General features: G+C 39.3%; 15 protein-coding genes. 14 read left to right on the top strand and 1 reads right to left on the bottom strand.

Annotated elements, in window-relative coordinates:
- Nucleotides 1–472 precede the first annotated feature (472 nt).
- From sdhC to sucD, 10 genes are all read left to right on the top strand, one after another.
- Complete coding sequence (sdhC, locus tag J690_RS17895) at nucleotides 473–874, top strand: succinate dehydrogenase, cytochrome b556 subunit (protein WP_075384165.1); 402 nt, start codon at nucleotides 473–475, stop codon at nucleotides 872–874.
- Complete coding sequence (gene sdhD / locus J690_RS17890; RefSeq protein ID WP_000833672.1) at nucleotides 874–1,239, top strand: succinate dehydrogenase, hydrophobic membrane anchor protein; 366 nt, start codon at nucleotides 874–876, stop codon at nucleotides 1,237–1,239. The genes sdhC and sdhD overlap by 1 nt, the downstream gene beginning before the upstream one ends.
- A 12-nt stretch (nucleotides 1,240–1,251) precedes the next feature.
- Nucleotides 1,252–3,087 (top strand): succinate dehydrogenase flavoprotein subunit, encoded by a 1,836-nt coding sequence (gene sdhA, locus J690_RS17885; RefSeq protein ID WP_002116225.1) that lies wholly within the window; start codon nucleotides 1,252–1,254, stop codon nucleotides 3,085–3,087.
- Between the two features lie 14 nt (nucleotides 3,088–3,101).
- On the top strand, nucleotides 3,102–3,812 hold the full coding sequence (locus J690_RS17880; protein WP_002116292.1) for a succinate dehydrogenase iron-sulfur subunit: 711 nt from the start codon (nucleotides 3,102–3,104) through the stop codon (nucleotides 3,810–3,812).
- Between the two features lie 283 nt (nucleotides 3,813–4,095).
- Complete coding sequence (locus J690_RS0104595) at nucleotides 4,096–4,224, top strand: hypothetical protein (RefSeq protein WP_002116082.1); 129 nt, start codon at nucleotides 4,096–4,098, stop codon at nucleotides 4,222–4,224.
- A 157-nt stretch (nucleotides 4,225–4,381) separates the two neighbouring features.
- Nucleotides 4,382–7,222 carry a 2-oxoglutarate dehydrogenase E1 component gene (locus J690_RS17875; protein WP_025466613.1) on the top strand — a complete coding sequence of 947 codons (2,841 nt, stop codon included), beginning with the start codon at nucleotides 4,382–4,384 and terminating at the stop codon, nucleotides 7,220–7,222.
- Nucleotides 7,222–8,415, top strand: a complete 1,194-nt coding sequence (gene odhB, locus J690_RS17870; protein WP_016143315.1) for a 2-oxoglutarate dehydrogenase complex dihydrolipoyllysine-residue succinyltransferase — start codon at nucleotides 7,222–7,224, stop codon at nucleotides 8,413–8,415. Before J690_RS17875 ends, odhB begins: the two co-directional genes overlap by 1 nt.
- 61 nt (nucleotides 8,416–8,476) lie before the next feature.
- A complete protein-coding gene (lpdA, locus tag J690_RS17865) occupies nucleotides 8,477–9,910 on the top strand; it encodes a dihydrolipoyl dehydrogenase (RefSeq protein ID WP_032037311.1) in 1,434 nt (477 codons plus the stop codon).
- A 147-nt stretch (nucleotides 9,911–10,057) separates the two neighbouring features.
- Entirely contained in the window at nucleotides 10,058–11,224 is a 1,167-nt protein-coding gene (gene sucC / locus J690_RS17860) for an ADP-forming succinate--CoA ligase subunit beta (RefSeq protein WP_001048573.1), read from the top strand.
- A 14-nt stretch (nucleotides 11,225–11,238) separates the two neighbouring features.
- Nucleotides 11,239–12,129, top strand: a complete 891-nt coding sequence (gene sucD, locus J690_RS17855) for a succinate--CoA ligase subunit alpha (RefSeq protein ID WP_000114637.1) — start codon at nucleotides 11,239–11,241, stop codon at nucleotides 12,127–12,129.
- Nucleotides 12,130–12,539: 410 nt separating this feature from the next.
- On the opposite strand, the gene trpS is transcribed toward sucD, so the two are convergent.
- Nucleotides 12,540–13,553, bottom strand: coding sequence for a tryptophan--tRNA ligase (gene trpS / locus J690_RS17850; RefSeq protein WP_002116097.1), 1,014 nt, complete (start codon nucleotides 13,551–13,553; stop codon nucleotides 12,540–12,542).
- Nucleotides 13,554–13,761: 208 nt separating this feature from the next.
- Between trpS and J690_RS17845 the strand changes: the two genes are divergently transcribed.
- From J690_RS17845 to J690_RS17830, 4 genes are all read left to right on the top strand, one after another.
- Nucleotides 13,762–14,691, top strand: coding sequence for a DUF808 domain-containing protein (locus tag J690_RS17845; RefSeq protein WP_002116309.1), 930 nt, complete (start codon nucleotides 13,762–13,764; stop codon nucleotides 14,689–14,691).
- Nucleotides 14,692–14,718: 27 nt separating this feature from the next.
- Nucleotides 14,719–15,618, top strand: a complete 900-nt coding sequence (ypfJ, locus tag J690_RS17840; RefSeq protein ID WP_032037310.1) for a KPN_02809 family neutral zinc metallopeptidase — start codon at nucleotides 14,719–14,721, stop codon at nucleotides 15,616–15,618.
- Between the two features lie 234 nt (nucleotides 15,619–15,852).
- Nucleotides 15,853–17,355 carry a cation:proton antiporter gene (locus tag J690_RS17835; protein WP_032037309.1) on the top strand — a complete coding sequence of 501 codons (1,503 nt, stop codon included), beginning with the start codon at nucleotides 15,853–15,855 and terminating at the stop codon, nucleotides 17,353–17,355.
- Nucleotides 17,356–17,812: 457 nt separating this feature from the next.
- Nucleotides 17,813–19,130 (top strand): BapA/Bap/LapF family prefix-like domain-containing protein (locus tag J690_RS17830; protein WP_032037307.1); only part of this gene is annotated, 1,318 nt, incomplete at its 3' end.

Raw genomic sequence — 19,130 nt, 5'->3', positions numbered from 1 at the left:
GAACTGTTTTTTAATGAAATTCATTTTCGAAAAATTAGTGTAGATCGCTTAATATCTATCTGAAATATAAGTCTGTTCACTTATTTGAAATGTGGCTCACATTGAAAATAGGAGGGTATTGCGATCATTTTTCTATTGATATGAGGAATTTATAACTTTATCTTTAGTCTAAAATCGGCTTATTTAAAAGAAATTTCAGAAAAAATGAAATTAAATAAAAAGTTATTTTAAACAAGGACATGATGTATATAGGTATAGTTTTTTTAATGACCTAATAATGTAATATTGTTTTGAATGATTCTTATTTAATGGTTTTTTGCTGAAATGGCAAAGTGGATTGTTTGTATTTTGATACTTCGCGTTTTATAATTCAGTGTCGTTTATAGGTTAGGCATGAGCTGTGCTTGCCTAACAATGCCAGCTTTCCTTGGAATTAATTCAACAAACTCCGGTCGGAGTTTCTACCTACAGGATGCCCGCTGTGAAAAGCAACAGACCTGTCAATTTGTCCATGGGTCAGGTGTTAGCGGTAAATTTACGCTCACCCGTGGCTATTGCATCAATTTTACACCGTTTATCAGGTGTCATCGTTTTCTTATTAGTACCAGTTCTCTTATGGATTCTAGATAAATCATTATCTTCACCAGAAGGATTTGACTACGTTAAAAATGTCGTTTTTGGAAATATCCTTGTACGTTTTGTTGTTTGGGTATTTGCAGCCGGCTTGATATTCCACTTTATTGCTGGAGTTAAGCACTTACTTGCAGATTTAGGTTTTGCTGAAGAACTGCAAAGTGGTCGTATTGCAGCGACAATTTCATTGATCTTATCTGTGGTAGCCATTATCGCAGCCTTTGTATGGATTATGTTCTAATGAAAAGTGCTACAGGTTTAACTGGTTCAGGTTCTCGTGATTGGTTTATCCAGCGTGTAAGTGCGGTTGTATTAGCAGCTTATACTGTTGTTCTTTTTGGTTGGATTCTCTGCAAAGGTGGATTTGACTATCAACAGTGGGCTGGCTTCATGATGACATTACCAATGAAGATTTTTTCTTTATTGGCAATTTTATCGCTTATCGCACACGCATGGATTGGTATGTGGCAAGTTTTCACTGACTATGTCACTACTCGTCAAATGGGTCCTTCAGCGAAAGGTTTACGCCTTGTACTGACGACGGCTGTCATTATTGCAGTGTTTGTGTACGCAATCTGGGGTATCCAGATTTTCTGGGCGAATTGATAGGAAGATATCATGGGCGCGATAACCCCTAAAGAAGATTATTCAAATATTCAAAACCTCACTTTCGATGCAGTTATCGTTGGTGGTGGTGGTTCTGGTATGCGTGCTTCTTACCAACTTGCTCAAGCAGGTTTGAAAGTTGCAGTACTTACTAAAGTTTTCCCAACACGTTCACATACAGTTGCTGCTCAGGGCGGTATCGGTGCGTCGTTAGGTAACATGCAAGAAGATAACTGGCATTTCCACTTTTACGATACGGTAAAAGGTTCTGACTGGTTAGGTGACCAAGACGCAATTGAATTTATGTGTCGTGAAGCACCAAAAGTTGTGTATGAACTTGAACACATGGGTATGCCGTTTGACCGTAACGCTGATGGTACAATTTACCAGCGTCCGTTCGGTGGCCACTCTGCGAACTATGGTGATAAACCAGTTCCACGTGCTTGTGCTGCTGCTGACCGTACTGGTCACGCATTATTACACACGCTTTATCAAAGCAACGTGAAAATGGGTACTCAGTTCTTCGTTGAATGGATCGCGCTTGATTTGATCCGTAACGAAGCAGGTGATGTTCTTGGTGTAACAGCGATTGACCAAGAAACTGGTAATATCGCAGTATTCCAAGCAAAAGCGACATTGTTTGCGACCGGTGGTGCTGGTCGTGTTTACCGTGCATCAACAAATGCTTATATCAATACTGGTGACGGTCTTGGTATGGCTGCTCGTGCTGGTATTCCATTACAAGATATGGAATTCTGGCAATTCCACCCTACGGGTGTTGCGGGCGCAGGCGTATTGTTAACTGAAGGTTGTCGTGGTGAAGGTGCAATCCTTCGTAACAAAGACGGCGAACCGTTCATGGAACGTTACGCACCAACTTTAAAAGACTTGGCTCCACGTGACTTCGTATCACGTTCTATGGACCAAGAAATTAAAGAAGGTCGTGGTTGTGGTCCAAAAGGTGATTATATCTTACTAGATATGACTCACTTGGGCGCTGACACAATCATGAAGCGTTTACCATCTGTATTTGAGATTGGTAAAAAATTTGCGAACGTTGACATCACTAAAGAACCAATTCCTGTAGTACCAACAATCCATTATCAAATGGGCGGTATTCCTACAAATATGCATGGTCAAGTGTGCTTACCTGAAGCAGGTACAGATAACTACACTAAACCTGTAAAAGGTTTTTATGCAATTGGTGAATGTTCTTGTGTATCAGTACATGGTGCAAACCGTTTAGGTACTAACTCACTTCTTGACTTGGTTGTATTTGGTAAAGCTGCTGGTGAGCACATTATCGACTACGTAACTAAGCATCATGGTGATGAATATGCGCCACTTCCAACAAACGTATTAGAGCAAACTTTAGATCGCGTACGTAAGTTGGATGAATCAACTTCTGGTGAAAATGCACAAGAAGTTGCTGATGCGATTCGTGATATCGTTCAAGATCACGCTGGTGTATTCCGTACTCAAGCTTTGCTTGATAAAGGTGTTAAAGAGATTCTTGCTCTTGAACCACGTGTGCGCAACATTCACTTGAAAGATAAATCTAAAGTATTTAACACTGCACGTGTTGAAGCGCTTGAAGTTGAAAACTTATATGAAGTTGCAAAAGCTACATTAATTTCAGCTGCTGCGCGTAAAGAGTGTCGTGGTGCGCATACTGTAGTTGACTATGAATTGCCAGCTGATCACCCAACTTATTCATACGGTCGCCGTGATGATGAGTGGATGAAGCATACTTTATGGTATTCATCAGACAATCGTTTGGAATATAAGCCTGTGCGCTTCAAACCGTTGACTGTTGATGCAATTCCACCAGCACCACGTACATTCTAATCGGGAGTATAAAGATGAGTAGAGGTACTCGTACATTCGAAATCTACCGCTATGATCCTGATAAGGATAAAGCGCCGTACATGCAAACTTTCAAGCTTGAATTGACTGATAAGCACCGTATGTTGCTTGATGCATTACTTGCTTTGAAGGTTCAAGATGAATCATTAACGTTCCGTCGTTCATGCCGTGAAGGTATTTGTGGTTCGGATGGTGTAAACATTAATGGTAAAAATGGTTTGGCTTGTTTATGGAATTTAAATGACCTGCCTGAGAAAATTGTAATTCGTCCATTACCAGGTTTGCCGGTTGTTAAAGATTTGGTTGTTGATATGAACCAATTCTATGATCAATATGACAAAATTCAGCCATTCTTGATCAATAACCAACCAGCTCCACCTAAAGAGCGTTTACAGTCTCCTGAAGAGCGTGAACACTTAAATGGTTTGTATGAATGTATTCTTTGTGCGTGTTGTTCAACTTCATGCCCATCATTCTGGTGGAACCCTGATAAATTCTTGGGTCCTTCAGCATTGTTAAATGCATACCGTTTTATCATCGACTCTCGTGATACTGCTACTGCAGACCGTTTGGCTCGTCTTGACGATCCATTCAGTTTGTTCCGTTGTAAAGGTATTATGAACTGTGTGTCAGTATGTCCTAAAGGTCTAAACCCTACTAAAGCAATCGGTCACATCCGTAACATGCTATTAGATCAAGCGGGTTAATTCTGCACAAATAGAAAACGCGCATCCTTGATGTGCGTTTTTTTTTAATTTTATAATGTAAACTTTAGACTTTGGTCGAAAAGAGCGAGGATTTTATATATTGCACCATATATTAAAAGATAAAATCGCTTATGTATTTCGCCAATTTATAGGTGGTATGTGTCAAAAAAATCAATCGTTGTTTAAGAACATGATACGATTTGCCACAAAGTTATAGGTGAAAAAAGCGTATACTAGTGAAATTAATTTAAGTAGCACGATCTTAGATCTGTGCTTAATTTTTATGGTTAAAGTCATTTTAGAAAAGTTAATTTTAAAGTTAATTTTTCTAAAAAGATTTGCAAAAAATTGCTCGGTTTTAATCGAGTATAAGGTGAGTGATGATGCCATTGAGGGCGTTGTGATTCATTAATTACCTATGGAGTTTTCTCTCTAGGTAGTATGACGCCCCATGGTCTTAGAGACCTGTTGGGTAAGTAATGCCTTTTTTACCAATTTGGCATTATGCATCATGGGTGTGCTTAAAAGGCAGCCTGTAATATTTTTTGCAATAGGAAATGGGTCCACAAATGCAAGAAGTTGCTGACGCATTGCGTCTTGACACTGAACTTTCCGCTGATAGTGCAGCGTATATTGAAGAACTTTACGAGCAGTACCTGACTTCCCCAACCTCTGTAGCTGAGGACTGGCGCCAATATTTCGATAAATATCCAAAGGGTGACCAACCACACAGCGCTGTGCGTGAGCAATTCCTATTACTAGGACGTAATGCTAATCGTGTTCAACCTGTTGTACAAAGTACTGTAAGTACTGAGCATGAGCGTCGTCAAATTGGCGTTTTACAACTTATTGCTGCATATCGTAATCGCGGACATCAAAAAGCTAAATTAGATCCATTAGGTCTTGCTAAGCGTGAAGAGATTCCAGATTTAGATCTTTCAGCTCACGGTTTAACCAAATCAGATTTAGATACTGTATTCAATACTGGCAATCTTGAAATCGGCAAAAGCGAAGCAACGCTTGCTGAAATGATTGAAGCAATGGAATCAATCTATTGTGGTTCGATCGGTGTTGAATACATGCATATCGTGGACACAAAAGAAAAACGTTGGATTCAACAACGTCTTGAAAGTGCCCGTGGTAAATTCAATTACACAAATGATCAAAAGAAAGGCTTCTTAGAGCGTTTAACTGCTGCTGAAGGTCTTGAAAAATATCTTGGTAATAAATACGTCGGTGCTAAACGCTTTGGTGTTGAAGGCGGCGAATCTTTTATTCCTATGGTAAACGAGATTATTCAGCGTGCTGGTGCTGTAGGTTGTAAAGAAGTTGTTATTGGTATGCCACACCGTGGCCGTTTAAACCTTCTTGTGAATATTATGGGTAAAAACCCTGCGGACTTATTTGGTGAGTTCGAAGGTAAATCAATTCATAAAAAAGGTTCTGGCGACGTTAAATACCACCAAGGTTTCTCAAGTAATGTAATGACTCCAGGTGGCGAAGTTCACTTGGCATTAGCATTTAACCCATCTCACTTGGAAATTGTTGGTCCTGTAGTTGAAGGTTCTGTACGTGCACGTCAAGTACGTCGTAGAGACATTGGCGGTGATGACGTTTTACCAGTGATTGTTCATGGTGATGCGGCATTTGCAGGTCAGGGCGTGAACATGGAAACCTTCCAGATGTCACAGACTCGTGGCTATACGGTTGGTGGTACAGTTCATATTATTGTGAACAACCAAGTAGGTTTCACAACTTCTGATCCTCGTGACGCACGCTCTACAGAATACTGTACAGACGTTGCTAAAATGATTCAGGCGCCAATTTTCCATGTAAATGGCGATGATCCTGAAGCTGTTATCTTTGCTACTCAATTAGCACATGATTTCCGTCACGAATTCCGTAAAGATGTTGTTATCGATTTGTTCTGTTATCGTCGTCGTGGCCATAACGAAGCAGATGAGCCATCTGGTACACAGCCATTGATGTATCAAGTAATTGCGAAGAAAGCGACTACTCGTACACTTTATGCTGATCAACTTGTTCAAGAGAAAGTACTTGATCGTGCTGAAGCAGACCAAATGGTTGAAGATTACCGTTCTGATTTAGAAGCGGGTAATCATGTAGCAAATGCATTGATTCTTGAACCAAATACCAAAATGTTTGTTGATTGGACGCCATATTTGGGCCATGACTACACAGACGATTGGGATACTTCATTTGACTTAAATCGCTTAAAAGAATTAGGCGAGGGCATGAGCAAACTTCCTGAAGGGTTTGTAATGCAGCGTCAGGTTCAAAAAGTAATTGAAGACCGCGTAAAAATGCAAACTGGTGAAACTCCATTAAACTGGGGTGCAGCAGAAACTTTAGCTTATGCAACTTTATTAGATGAAGATTATCTAGTTCGTATTACTGGTGAAGACGTGGGTCGTGGTACCTTCTCACACCGTCATGCGAAATTGCATAACCAAGCTGATGGTTCAACTTACATTCCACTTTGTCATGTGAAAGAGAACCAACCACGTTTTGCGATTTATGACTCTCTTTTATCTGAAGAAGCAGTTCTTGCATTCGAATATGGTTACGCAACTACAATTCCTAAGAGCTTGATTATTTGGGAAGCACAATTTGGTGACTTCGTAAACTGTGCTCAAGTTGTGATTGACCAGTTTATTGCTTCTGGTGAGACTAAGTGGGAACGTGTTTGTGGTTTAACAATGTTGTTACCACACGGTTTCGAAGGTCAAGGCCCAGAACACTCATCAGCTCGTTTAGAACGTTTCTTACAGTTATGTGCTGAAGACAACATGCAAGTGATCACTCCAACGACACCTGCACAGATTTTCCATGCATTACGTCGTCAAGCTGTACGCCCAATTCGTAAGCCATTGATTGTAATGTCACCGAAATCTTTACTTCGCCATAAACTTGCGACTTCTACTTTAGAAGAGCTTGCAAATGGGTCATTCCAAACTGTAATTGATGAAATCGATCAAATTAACAAGTCAGATGTAACTCGTCTTGTACTTTGTGGCGGTAAAGTTTATTACGACTTACTTGAAAAACGTCGTGAACAAAACTTAACTAATGTTGCAATCGTACGTATTGAACAGTTGTATCCATACCCAGAGCAACGTCTTGCGGAAATCTTGGCTGCATATCCAAACGTCAAAGAACTTGTTTGGGCACAAGAAGAGCCGAAGAACCAAGGCGCATGGTTATTTATTGCACCGCGTTTATATGACGATATCTTAAAATCTGGCAAACAAATCCGTATCAGTTTTGCAGGTCGTGAAGCTTCTGCTGCACCAGCTTGTGGCTCACCGTACTTGCATGCAAAACAACAAGCTCAGCTAATTAATGATGCATTGGCAATCGAAGCTGAACAATCAGGAGATTCTCAATAATGGCAACCGAAATTAAAGCACCGGTATTCCCAGAGTCTGTTGCAGATGGCACCATCGCAACTTGGCATAAAAAGGTGGGTGAACCTGTATCACGTGATGAAGTAATCTGTGATATTGAAACCGACAAAGTTGTTTTAGAAGTTGTTGCTCCTGCAGATGGTAGCTTGGTTGCAATCATTAAAGATGAAGGCGATACAGTTCTTTCTGACGAAGTTATTGCTCAATTTGAAGCTGGTGCTGGCGCAGCTGCTGCTCCTGCAGCAGTAGAACAAGCAGTTGCTCAAACTCAAGCTGGTGCAGCTCCTGTTGTTGAACGTACAGAAACTGTATCTGATCAAGCTCCTGCGGTTCGTAAAGCGTTAACTGAATCTGGTATTGCTGCTGCTGACGTACAAGGTACTGGTCGTGGTGGTCGTATCACTAAAGAAGATGTTGCAAACCATCAAGCTAAACCAGCTGCTAACGTTACTCCATTGAGTGTAGCTGTTGGTGAGCGTATCGAAAAACGTGTTCCAATGACTCGTTTACGTAAGCGTGTAGCTGAACGTCTTCTTGCTGCAACTCAAGAAACTGCAATGTTAACTACATTTAACGAAGTTAACATGAAGCCAATCATGGAATTGCGTAAGCAATATAAAGATGCTTTTGAAAAACGCCATGGTGCTCGTTTAGGCTTCATGTCATTCTTCGTTAAAGCAGCAACTGAAGCGCTTAAACGCTACCCAGCTGTAAACGCTTCAATTGATGGCGATGATATCGTTTATCACGGTTACTATGACATCGGTGTTGCAGTATCTTCTGATCGTGGTCTTGTTGTACCAGTATTGCGTGATACTGATCGTATGAGCTATGCAGAAGTTGAAGCAGGTATTGCTGCTTACGCTGGTAAAGCACGTGATGGTAAATTATCTATCGAAGAAATGACTGGTGGTACTTTCACAATCACTAATGGTGGTACTTTCGGTTCATTACTTTCAACTCCTATTTTGAACCAACCGCAAACTGGTATCTTGGGTATGCACAAAATCCAAGAGCGTCCTATGGCTGTAAATGGTCAAGTTGAAATCTTGCCAATGATGTATTTAGCACTTTCTTATGACCACCGTATGATCGATGGTAAAGAAGCTGTAGGTTTCTTGGTAGCAATCAAAGAATTGTTAGAAGAGCCAGCTAAACTCATCCTTGATCTTTAATTTCTTCGAATAATATTACCGAGGTAGAGTGATCCTCTATCTCGGACCATGGAGATAAACAATGTCTCAACAATTTGATCTTGTTGTTATTGGCGGTGGTCCTGGTGGTTATGAAGCTGCGATTCGTGCTGCTCAACTAGGTTTTAAAGTCGCTTGTATCGAAAAACGTATTCACAACGGTAAGCCATCTTTAGGTGGTACATGCTTAAACGTAGGTTGTATTCCTTCTAAAGCATTACTTGACTCTTCTCACCGTTACGAAGATACAGTACATCACTTAGCTGATCACGGTATCACTACAGGTGAAGTGAATTTTGATCTTGCTAAGCTTCTTGCTCGTAAAGACAAAATTGTTGACCAATTAACTGGTGGTATCGATCAATTGCTTAAAGGCAATGGCATTGAATGGTTAAAAGGTACAGGTAAATTACTTGCTGGTAAAAAAGTTGAGTTCGTTTCTCATGAAGGCGAAACTCAAGTTTTAGAACCTAAATACGTTATTCTTGCGTCTGGTTCTGTGCCTGTAAATATTCCAGTAGCTCCTGTAGATCAAGATATTATTGTTGATTCAACTGGTGCATTGAACTTCCCAGAAGTACCTCAGCGTTTAGGTGTAATTGGTGCAGGTGTAATCGGTTTAGAGCTTGGTTCTGTTTGGCGTCGTCTTGGTGCTGAAGTTGTTGTTTTTGAAGCAATGGATGCATTCTTACCAATGGCTGATAAAGCTTTGGCAAAAGACTACCAAAAACTTTTAACTAAGCAAGGTCTTTATATTCGTATCGGTGCTAAAGTTTCTGGTACTGAAATTAATGGTCGTGAAGTGACTGTTAAATACACTCAAGGCGGCGAAGAAAAAACTCAGACTTTTGACAAATTAATCGTTTGTGTAGGCCGTAAAGCTTATGCAGAAGGTTTATTGGCAGATGATTCAGGCATTAAATTGACTGAACGCGGTCTAGTTGAAGTAAATGATCACTGTGCAACTTCTGTAGAAGGTGTATACGCGATTGGTGACTTGGTTCGTGGTCCAATGCTTGCTCATAAAGCAATGGAAGAAGGTGTAATGGCTGTTGAACGTATTCACGGTCATGCAGCTCAAGTGAACTATGACACAATCATTTCTGTTATCTATACACATCCGGAAGCGGCATGGGTTGGTTTAACTGAAGAACAAGCTAAAGAAAAAGGTCATGAAGTTAAAACTGGTCAATTCGGTTTTGCTGTAAATGGTCGTGCTTTAGCGGCGGGTGAAGGTGCTGGTTTTGTTAAGTTTGTTGCTGATGCAAAAACTGACCGTTTATTAGGTATGCATGTTATTGGACCTGCAGCATCTGATATCGTACACCAAGGTATGATCGCTCTTGAATTTGTATCTTCTGTTGAAGATCTTCAGTTAATGACATTTGGTCATCCAACATTCTCTGAAGTTGTTCATGAAGCTGCACTTGCTGTAGATGGTCGTGCAATTCACGCGATTCAACGTAAGCGTAAATAAAATAAAGAGCGGTTCTCCGCTCTTTTTCACATTCGATGGTGTGATTAAAAAAGCATCAAGGTGAAAGACGTAGACAGCAATTTGCATATGTAACATGAGAATGTTGCGCAAATTGAAGACAACAAACAAAGTTAAGTAGGTAACTAAATGAACTTACATGAGTATCAAGCTAAAGCGTTATTGAAAGAATATGGTATGCCAGTACAAGAAGGTATCTTGGCTACCAATGCAGACGAAGCAGTTGCTGCATTTGAACAGCTTGGTGGTAAATTCGCGGTAATGAAAGCGCAAGTTCATGCTGGTGGTCGTGGTAAGGCTGGTGGCGTTAAAGTTGCAAAATCTAAAGAAGACGTTATCGAATTTGCAAACAATATCATTGGTACTCGTCTTGTAACGTATCAAACAGATGCAAATGGTCAACCAGTAAACAGCATTATTGTTGCTGAAGACGTATACCCAGTTGAGCGTGAGCTTTACTTAGGTGCGGTTGTAGACCGTTCTAGCCGTCGTATTACTTTCATGGCTTCTACAGAAGGTGGTGTAGAAATCGAGAAAGTTGCTGAAGAAACTCCAGAAAAAATTATCAAAGTTGAAGTTGATCCATTAGTTGGCTTACAACCATTCCAAGCACGTGAAGTTGCGTTTGCTTTAGGTTTGAAAGACAAACAAATCGGTCAATTCGTAAAAATCATGACAGCTGCTTACCAAGCATTTGTTGAAAATGATTTTGCTTTATTTGAAATTAACCCACTTTCAGTTCGTGAAAATGGTGAAATTTTATGTGTAGACGCAAAAGTAGGTATCGACTCTAACGCGCTTTACCGTTTACCTAAAGTTGCTGCTTTACGTGACAAGTCTCAAGAGAATGAGCGTGAATTAAAAGCATCTGAATTTGATCTTAACTATGTTGCTTTAGAAGGTAACATCGGTTGTATGGTTAACGGTGCTGGTCTTGCAATGGCAACTATGGACATCATTAAACTTTATGGTGGTCAGCCTGCAAACTTCCTTGACGTTGGTGGCGGTGCAACTAAAGAGCGCGTAATCGAAGCGTTCAAAATCATCCTTGCTGATACATCTGTACAAGGTGTTTTAATCAACATCTTCGGTGGTATCGTACGTTGTGACATGATTGCTGAAGCAATTATTGCAGCGGTTCAAGAAGTAAACGTAACTGTTCCAGTTGTTGTTCGTTTAGAAGGTAACAACGCTGAGTTAGGTGCTAAATTACTTGATGAATCTGGTTTGAAATTAATTTCTGCAAACGGCTTGTCTGATGCCGCAGAAAAAGTTGTAGCTGCAGTTAAAGCGTAAGGGGAGTATCAATCATGAGCGTATTAATTAATAAAGACACTAAAGTATTGGTACAAGGTTTTACTGGTAAAAACGGTACTTTCCACTCTGCACAAGCTTTAGACTACGGTACAAAAGTTGTTGGTGGTGTTACTCCAGGTAAAGGCGGTACTACTCACCTTGACCTACCAGTATTCAACACAATGAAAGAAGCTGTACGTGAAACAAATGCAGATGCATCTGTAATCTATGTACCAGCTCCATTCGTTTTAGACTCAATCGTTGAAGCGGTTGATTCAGGTGTTGGCCTAATCGTTGTGATCACTGAAGGTGTTCCAACAATCGACATGCTTAAAGCAAAACGCTACTTAGAAACTAACGGTAACGGTACTCGTTTAGTTGGTCCTAACTGTCCAGGCGTGATCACTCCGGGTGAATGTAAGATTGGTATTATGCCTGGTCATATTCACCAACCAGGTCGTATTGGTATCATCTCGCGTTCAGGTACATTGACTTATGAAGCTGTTGCTCAAACAACTAAGCTTGGTTTAGGTCAGTCTACTTGTATCGGTATCGGTGGTGACCCAATCCCAGGTATGAACCAAATCGAAGCGCTTCAATTGTTCCAAGATGATCCAGATACTGATGCAATCATCATGATCGGTGAGATCGGTGGTACAGCGGAAGAAGAAGCTGCTGAATTCATCAAATCTAACGTGACTAAGCCTGTAGTAGGTTACATTGCTGGTGTAACTGCTCCTAAAGGTAAGCGTATGGGTCACGCTGGTGCGATTATTTCTGGTGGTCAAGGTACTGCTGAAGAGAAATTCGCTGCATTTGAAAAAGCAGGTATGGCTTACACTCGTAGCCCAGCTGAGCTTGGTTCAACTATGTTGCAAGTTTTAAAAGAGAAAGGTTTAGCTTAATCGCTTTACGCTGAATCTTAAAAAGCACCGCATCTGAAAAATGATGCGGTGTTTTTTTATTTATTAAAGAAAAATAAGAGTTTTTATAAGTATAGCTAATTCATAAATAAAATTTTTAGGCAAAAAAATACGCAATGATTGGGGTGATCATTGCGTAGAACAACGAATCTGTAAAAACAGTTTCGGTTTAAGGAGAAATGTCGTGAGGCTCATATGATGTAACCTACATAGAGGATAATAGATAAAGTTAAGATATTCTTCATCGCTATTAGCGTTAATAAGTGTTACTTCACGTTAATAGGGTAAAAGCCTGTGAATGGCTATCAATACATTAGTAATTCTAAAAAATGAATATTATTGAATCTAATAAATAAAAAAAGCCCCGAAGGGCTTTTAATTTCTAACGAGAATTAAAATTTAAATAAACCTAAACCATCTTTAACTTCGTCTAAAGTCTGTTGAGTAATAAGACGGCACTTATCTGTACCTTGACGTAAAACATCCATAATATAGTCAGGATCTTTAGCAAGTTCTTCGCGACGTTCACGAATAGGTGTAATTAACTCTTTTAAGACACCTTCAAGACGTTTTTTAACTGTACCGTCACCAAGACCACCGCGACGATAGTGAGCTTTTAACTCTTCAACTTCTTCTTTATTTGGATCAAATGCATCTAAATAAGTAAATACAATATTGCCTTCAACTTGACCTGGATCTTCAATACGAAGGTGATTTGGATCGGTGTACATCGCATTAACAGCTTTTTTAATGTCTTTATCAGAAGCATTTAAAACGATGGTATTGCCTAATGATTTAGACATTTTCGCTTTACCATCAAAACCAGGTAGACGTGCCATATTAGAAAGCAAAGCTTTACATTCAGGCAAAAGATCTTGACCGATTTGGCGATTTACTCGACGTACAATTTCATTGGTTTGTTCAATCATTGGAATCTGATCTTCACCAACTGGAACCACAGTTGCTTTGAAAGCAGTAATATCAGCCGCTTGTGCAACAGGGTAGCAGAGGAAACCAGCTGGAATGTCACGCTCGAAACCACGCATTTGAATTTCAGATTTAATGGTCGGGTTACGTTCTAAACGCGCAACTGTCACAAAGTTAAGATAGAGCATTGTGAGTTCATTGAGTGCTGGCAAGCAAGACTGAACACAAATGGTAGTTTTTGTTGGATCAATGCCTACAGCTAAATAATCTAGAGCAACTTCTAGAATATTACGACGAACTTTATCTGGATTATCTGCATTATCTGTTAATGCTTGTGCATCTGCTAATAAGAGATGTTGATGATGGCTATCCTGTAAACCTACACGAGAACGCAAAGAACCGACAAAATGCCCAAGATGAAGTTGTCCGGTTGGGCGGTCGCCTGTCAAAATAATTGGACGCTGATCAACATTACTCATTATTTATTCCACTATCGTATTGGCTTAATCAGGGGTAGTAAGCCCTGTAATATAAAAGATTGGCATTATTGTACGGGAAATAAATTTTTTTCGTCAGCGATTGGGGAAACTTTTCTTAAAATAATATTGTGAATTTATTCAGTAAAATTACAGAAATTCAAAAAAATCATCTTACAATAGCCTTAATAAATACAAACTTGGATAAGAAATGGCGAGTGGCTTACTTTTATTACTAGATGATATAGCAACAATTTTAGATGATGTTGCTTTAATGAGCAAAATGGCAGCCAAGAAAACTGCCGGAGTTTTAGGTGACGATTTGGCCTTAAATGCTCAGCAAGTAACAGGTGTGCGCGCAGATCGCGAACTACCTATTGTTTGGAAAGTGGCTAAAGGCTCATTTGTTAATAAGCTTATTTTAGTTCCTTTAGCATTGTTAATTAGTGTGATTGCACCTTGGCTTATTAACCCGCTATTAATGCTCGGGGGGTTATTTTTATGTTATGAGGGAGTAGAGAAAGTTCTTCATACCATTATGCATAAAAAAGCTTCTACATCAGAGGAAGCAAAAGCAGAGCTTGAAACTGAAGAATTAGACTTAGCAACTTTTGAAAAAGAAAAAATAAAAGGAGCAGTAAGAACTGACTTTATTTTATCGGCTGAGATCGTGGTGATTACGCTTGGTACAGTTGCTACAGCTACTTTAATGACAAAGTTAAGCGTTTTAAGTGTTATTGCTGTTGTGATGACGATTGGCGTTTATGGCCTAGTTGGTATGATTGTTAAGATTGATGATTTGGGATTATATTTAACAGAACAGTCGACCTCATTTAAACAAACTATAGGTCGAGGCCTATTAGCTTTTGCTCCTATTTTGATGAAATTACTTTCAATCGTGGGCACTATTGCAATGTTTTTAGTGGGTGGCGGGATTATTAATCATACGATTCCATTGCTTCATCACTTAACTGAAGACACAGTGGATCATGTGGAAACAATACCAGCAGTGGGTAACATCATTGGTGCTTTAACACCAACATTGATTAACTTTGGAATAGGACTTGTTGCAGGTGCAATTGTTCTATTAATTGTGAGCTTAATACAAAAAATGTGGCCTAAAAAAGCATCGGGTTCATGATGCCATTCTAAAAAGAAGAGGGAAATTATGCGCTGGAAAGGTCGACGAATTAGTAGCAATGTTGAGGACCGTCGAGGTGGTGGCGGTGTTAGAGCAGGCGGTATCAGTATTATTGGTTTGGTTGTTGCATTTGTTGCGTGGAAGTTCTTTGGTGTTGACCCACAGCAGGCTTATCAAGCAACGCAGCAAGTTACTGCTTCACAACAATCAAATGCAACTGCGCCAGAAAGTTTAACGGCCGAGCAAAAAGAAGCCTCGGATTTTGTTGGAACGGTTTTGGCTGATACGGAAGATACTTGGACCCCCATATTTAAACAGTTAGGTAAAAGCTATACGCCACCAACATTAGTATTGTTTAGTCGAACGGTTCAGTCAGGATGTGGTACTGCTCAATCTGCAATGGGGCCATTTTATTGTCCTGCAGACCAAAAGGTTTATATCGATACAGAATTCTTTAAAGATATGCGTCAGCAAATGGGAATTTCTGGTGAGCAGAACCAAACTGAACTTTCTAGAGAAGATCAAGCTGGGGATTTTGCACAAGCTTATGTGGTTGCACATGAAGTAGGGCACCATGTTCAAACCTTGCTGGGTATTTCGTCACAAGTACAGCAAGCCCGTGCACAAGTCAGCCAAAGAGAAGGTAACCAATTATCTGTTCGTCAAGAATTACAAGCTGACTGTTTAGCGGGTATTTGGGTGAGTCATAATCAACAGCGAACTCAATTTTTAGAGCAAGGTGACATTGAAGAAGCGATGGATGCTGCTCAAAAAATTGGAGATGATTATTTACAGAAGCGCTCTACGGGTCAGGTTGTTCCTGATAGCTTTACTCATGGCAGTAGTGAACAGCGAATGCACTGGTTCCAAGTGGGTTTAAAAACTGGTGATATTAATCAATGCGATACTTTTAATAATCCAGTTTAAAATTTTATAGGATGAGTCTTGTTAAACATAATTTAATAAGCTCATCTTTTTTAGATCATAACTATAAATAATGTTAAGAAATTTAACAGATTGATAGATTGTTCAATCAATTCGGTAAACTTGTGTCCTAATTTCTGTTTTTATGATTATGGCATAGTTGTGTCAGCTTTTTATTAAGTTTGGTCGATCTAGCAAAGTTGTTTATTTGGTCGTTGACCCAGAAGAAGGGTATTCATGGGTAATTTTTTTCTATTACAAGCGTTTACAGTGGTTTTTGCATTATCAATTGCAACCACGATCTTTAATAAGCGTATTTTAGGCTTTCCACAGGCGATTGGTGTTCCTCTGGTCTCAGCAATTTTTGTCTTTATTCTACAGTGGGGTGCCAGCCTACTAAACGGTAACCAGTTTATTACCATTAACATTCATAATATTGAAGAAGCTGTACGTCATATCGATTTTTATGATTTTTTAATTAATGGTGTTATTTGTTTTATTCTAACTTCTTCTGCACTCAAATTTAAAATTTCAGATCTAAAAAGTTATTGGAAGCAAATTAGTATTCTGGCAACGATTGCCTTAGTACTTTGCGCCGTATTATTTGGCAGTTTACTTTACGGATTCCAATTACTGGTTGGATATCATGTGCCAATTCTGGTGCTATTACTTTTAGGTGCGGCTTTAGGGGCAACAGACCCAATTGGTATTAAAGGTGTGCTTAGTTCAATTCGCGCACCACATCATTTAATTGTTAAGCTAGAAGGTGAATCATTATTTAATGATGCAATGTGTATTGCATTGTTTATGACTTTACTTAATGTTTTACAGGGTGAACATTTTTCATTGGTAGCGACATTAGAAGCTCTACTTTATGAAATTGTTGTCGCCGTCGGGATTGGTTGGGCATTTGGGGTAGGGGTGTTGCGTCTATTACGTGGTAAACACGAAATGGAGTCCCTGATTTTAACAACAGCTTTACTTGCAAGTGGAGCATATTTGGTTGCTTTGTTTGCGCATGCATCAGCACCGATTGCTTGTGTAATTGGCGGTTTAATTGTTGGAAACAAATGGAAAGAAATACGAGAAGAGCGAGAGATTCAAGAAGTTAACCATTTCTGGCACACTGTAGAAGGAATTATTAACTCATTCTTATTTACTTTAATTGGCTTAGAGTTATTTATTCTTGATCTAAACTTTAGCCTGATTTTAGGCGGTATTGTTGCCTTCTTTATTCTTCATATTTCTCGTTTTGCTGCCAACTTTATGGCTTTCGCTTTTTTTCCCACAATGCGTAGAACTAAAAGCTACAACGGTAGTTTGACTATTTTATCTTGGGGTGGGGTACGAGGAGGAATTTCACTTGCATTGATTTTGGCAGTAGCCAATATCCCTGCCTTAAGTCCCTATAGTAGTATCCTGATTGGATATACATTTATTAGTGTATTGTTATCAGGTATTGTGTGCGGCCTAGGTTTACCAGCTGTGATGAATGCTTTTTATTACAACCCCAACGAAGAAACTGAAGGCTTAAAAGGCTTCTATCAAAGGTTGTGCCATAAGATGAACCGAAGAGGTTTTCAGTATATTGTGGGGGAGGATGCAATGGGCAGAGAGACGATCACTGTTTATAATCCAGATATTCTTGTAGACCAAAAAACTGAGGACGGAATTGCGACAATGCATGACCCGAATAAGTTACAAGAAGTAAAAAGATTTGAGAGTCCAGATAATTTCTAAATATAAATAGTTTTAAAATTTATAAGATATTTAAAAATGAGGTTTTAGTATAATAGTAAAATATTACCTAAAGCCTTTTTTTTCTATATATATCATTAATAATATATTTTATTTTATTAAGATATTAATAATTTTTATATGAATATTTTAATTAAATGATTTTTCAACAAATGGTAAATAGTAAAATAATAAATTTGTTTTATATATAAAACGTTTAACGTGATTTTTCATTAAATTAACATAAGAAAAACTTAACTAAGACTTATATATAATTTCTATTAATTAAAATTTTTTCTTTAGGTACTTTAGTATTTGTTTTTTTTATTTTAAAGTGTTTAATGTAAAAATGATCACATTACTTAATGTTTTTAAGTTGTAGGTCAAAAACTTAGAAAGATTAAGTAAAAAGAATTATACATAAAATCATTTAAATCAATAATATAAAAGGAATACAGATATGCCTGAAATACAAATTATTGCCAAGGATAGTCACGATACCTTGTCAACAATCAAGGGAACTTCTGCAAAGCTTTCAGAAGCGTCGGTCGTATTGGTAAAAGTGGCTGCCAGTGATGTATTGGTAGTGAATAGGGAGGGTACCAATGCAGTCATTCGCCTGAAAAATGGCGAGACTATTGTTATTGAAGGCTTCTTTAGTGGAACAGCTGAGCCTAAAGATAACAGTCTTGTTTTTCAAGATGAAAATGGACAGTTGATTTGGGCAAAATTCAAAGATGCTGAAAATGATGCGGACGCCGATGCCGATGCGGACGCTGACGCAGACAGTGATGTTGAACCACAAGCTCTGGTAGCTGAGGATTTACCTGCTGCTTTACCAGCAGAAGCACCACAAGAGTTGGTATCTGATGTTATTTACCAACCTATTTCTTCAATTGAACCATTACTTTATCACGATGCGGGTGTAAACCCATGGTTGTGGGCAGCTATTCCTTTAGTTGCGGGCGGGATTATCGCTGCAGCATCGAATAGTGATAATGATGATGACTCAACACCTGCTGATACCACTCCACCAAATACAGATGGAGTCACTTTCTCTGTTGATCCTGTTACTTCAGATAACGTAATTAATGCATCAGAAGCAGCAGGTAATGTCACGATTACTGGTGTTTTGAAAAACATTCCAGCAGATGCGGCCAATACGGCCGTTACAGTTGTTATTAATGGGGTAACTTATAATGCAACTGTAGACAAAACAGCGGGTACATGGACAGTAAGTGTGCCTGGTAGTGGTTTAACAGCTGATGCAGATAAAACCATTGATGCGACTGTAACGTTTACAGATGCGGCAGGTAATAGCAGTACTGTTAAAGATACACAAACTTATACGATTGATACGACTGCACCGAATGCACCAGTGATTGACCCGGTTAACGGGACAGACCCGATCACAGGTACAGCAGAACCTGGTTCAACAGTAACTGTGACTTATCCGAACGGTAGTACGGCAAGTGTTGTAGCAGGACCGGATGGTACTTGGACTGTACCAAACCCTGGTTTGAATAATGGTGATGAAGTTACAGCTGTAGCAACAGACCCTGCTGGCAATACATCAGGACCAGGAACAGCTATTGTTGATGCAGTTGGTCCAAATACGGATGGTGTTAACTTTGCTGTTGATTCGGTAACAGCTGATAATGTGGTTAATGCATCAGAAGCGGCTGGCAATGTCACGATTACTGGTGTTTTGACAAACGTTCCTTCAGATGCGGCTACTACAGCCGTTACAGTTGTTATTAATGGGGTAACTTATACTG

Source organism: Acinetobacter sp. 742879, assembly GCF_000588535.1.
Lineage (GTDB): Bacteria > Pseudomonadota > Gammaproteobacteria > Pseudomonadales > Moraxellaceae > Acinetobacter > Acinetobacter pittii.
Note: the sequence above shows the minus strand (reverse complement) of the source record. Positions and strands in the feature narration are given on the sequence as shown.

Excerpts from the sequence above, each read along its gene's own strand:
- J690_RS17875 (WP_025466613.1), top strand. The coding sequence starts at position 4,382 with ATGCAAGAAGTTGCTGACGCATTGCGTCTTGACACTGAACTTTCCGCT.
- sdhD (WP_000833672.1), top strand. The coding sequence starts at position 874 with ATGAAAAGTGCTACAGGTTTAACTGGTTCAGGTTCTCGTGATTGGTTT.
- ypfJ (WP_032037310.1), top strand. The coding sequence starts at position 14,719 with ATGCGCTGGAAAGGTCGACGAATTAGTAGCAATGTTGAGGACCGTCGA.
- J690_RS17845 (WP_002116309.1), top strand. The coding sequence starts at position 13,762 with ATGGCGAGTGGCTTACTTTTATTACTAGATGATATAGCAACAATTTTA.
- sucC (WP_001048573.1), top strand. The coding sequence starts at position 10,058 with ATGAACTTACATGAGTATCAAGCTAAAGCGTTATTGAAAGAATATGGT.
- trpS (WP_002116097.1), bottom strand. The coding sequence starts at position 13,553 with ATGAGTAATGTTGATCAGCGTCCAATTATTTTGACAGGCGACCGCCCA.
- J690_RS0104595 (WP_002116082.1), top strand. The coding sequence starts at position 4,096 with ATGGTTAAAGTCATTTTAGAAAAGTTAATTTTAAAGTTAATTTTTCTA.
- sucD (WP_000114637.1), top strand. The coding sequence starts at position 11,239 with ATGAGCGTATTAATTAATAAAGACACTAAAGTATTGGTACAAGGTTTT.
- sdhC (WP_075384165.1), top strand. The coding sequence starts at position 473 with ATGCCCGCTGTGAAAAGCAACAGACCTGTCAATTTGTCCATGGGTCAG.
- J690_RS17880 (WP_002116292.1), top strand. The coding sequence starts at position 3,102 with ATGAGTAGAGGTACTCGTACATTCGAAATCTACCGCTATGATCCTGAT.
- lpdA (WP_032037311.1), top strand. The coding sequence starts at position 8,477 with ATGTCTCAACAATTTGATCTTGTTGTTATTGGCGGTGGTCCTGGTGGT.
- sdhA (WP_002116225.1), top strand. The coding sequence starts at position 1,252 with ATGGGCGCGATAACCCCTAAAGAAGATTATTCAAATATTCAAAACCTC.
- odhB (WP_016143315.1), top strand. The coding sequence starts at position 7,222 with ATGGCAACCGAAATTAAAGCACCGGTATTCCCAGAGTCTGTTGCAGAT.
- J690_RS17835 (WP_032037309.1), top strand. The coding sequence starts at position 15,853 with ATGGGTAATTTTTTTCTATTACAAGCGTTTACAGTGGTTTTTGCATTA.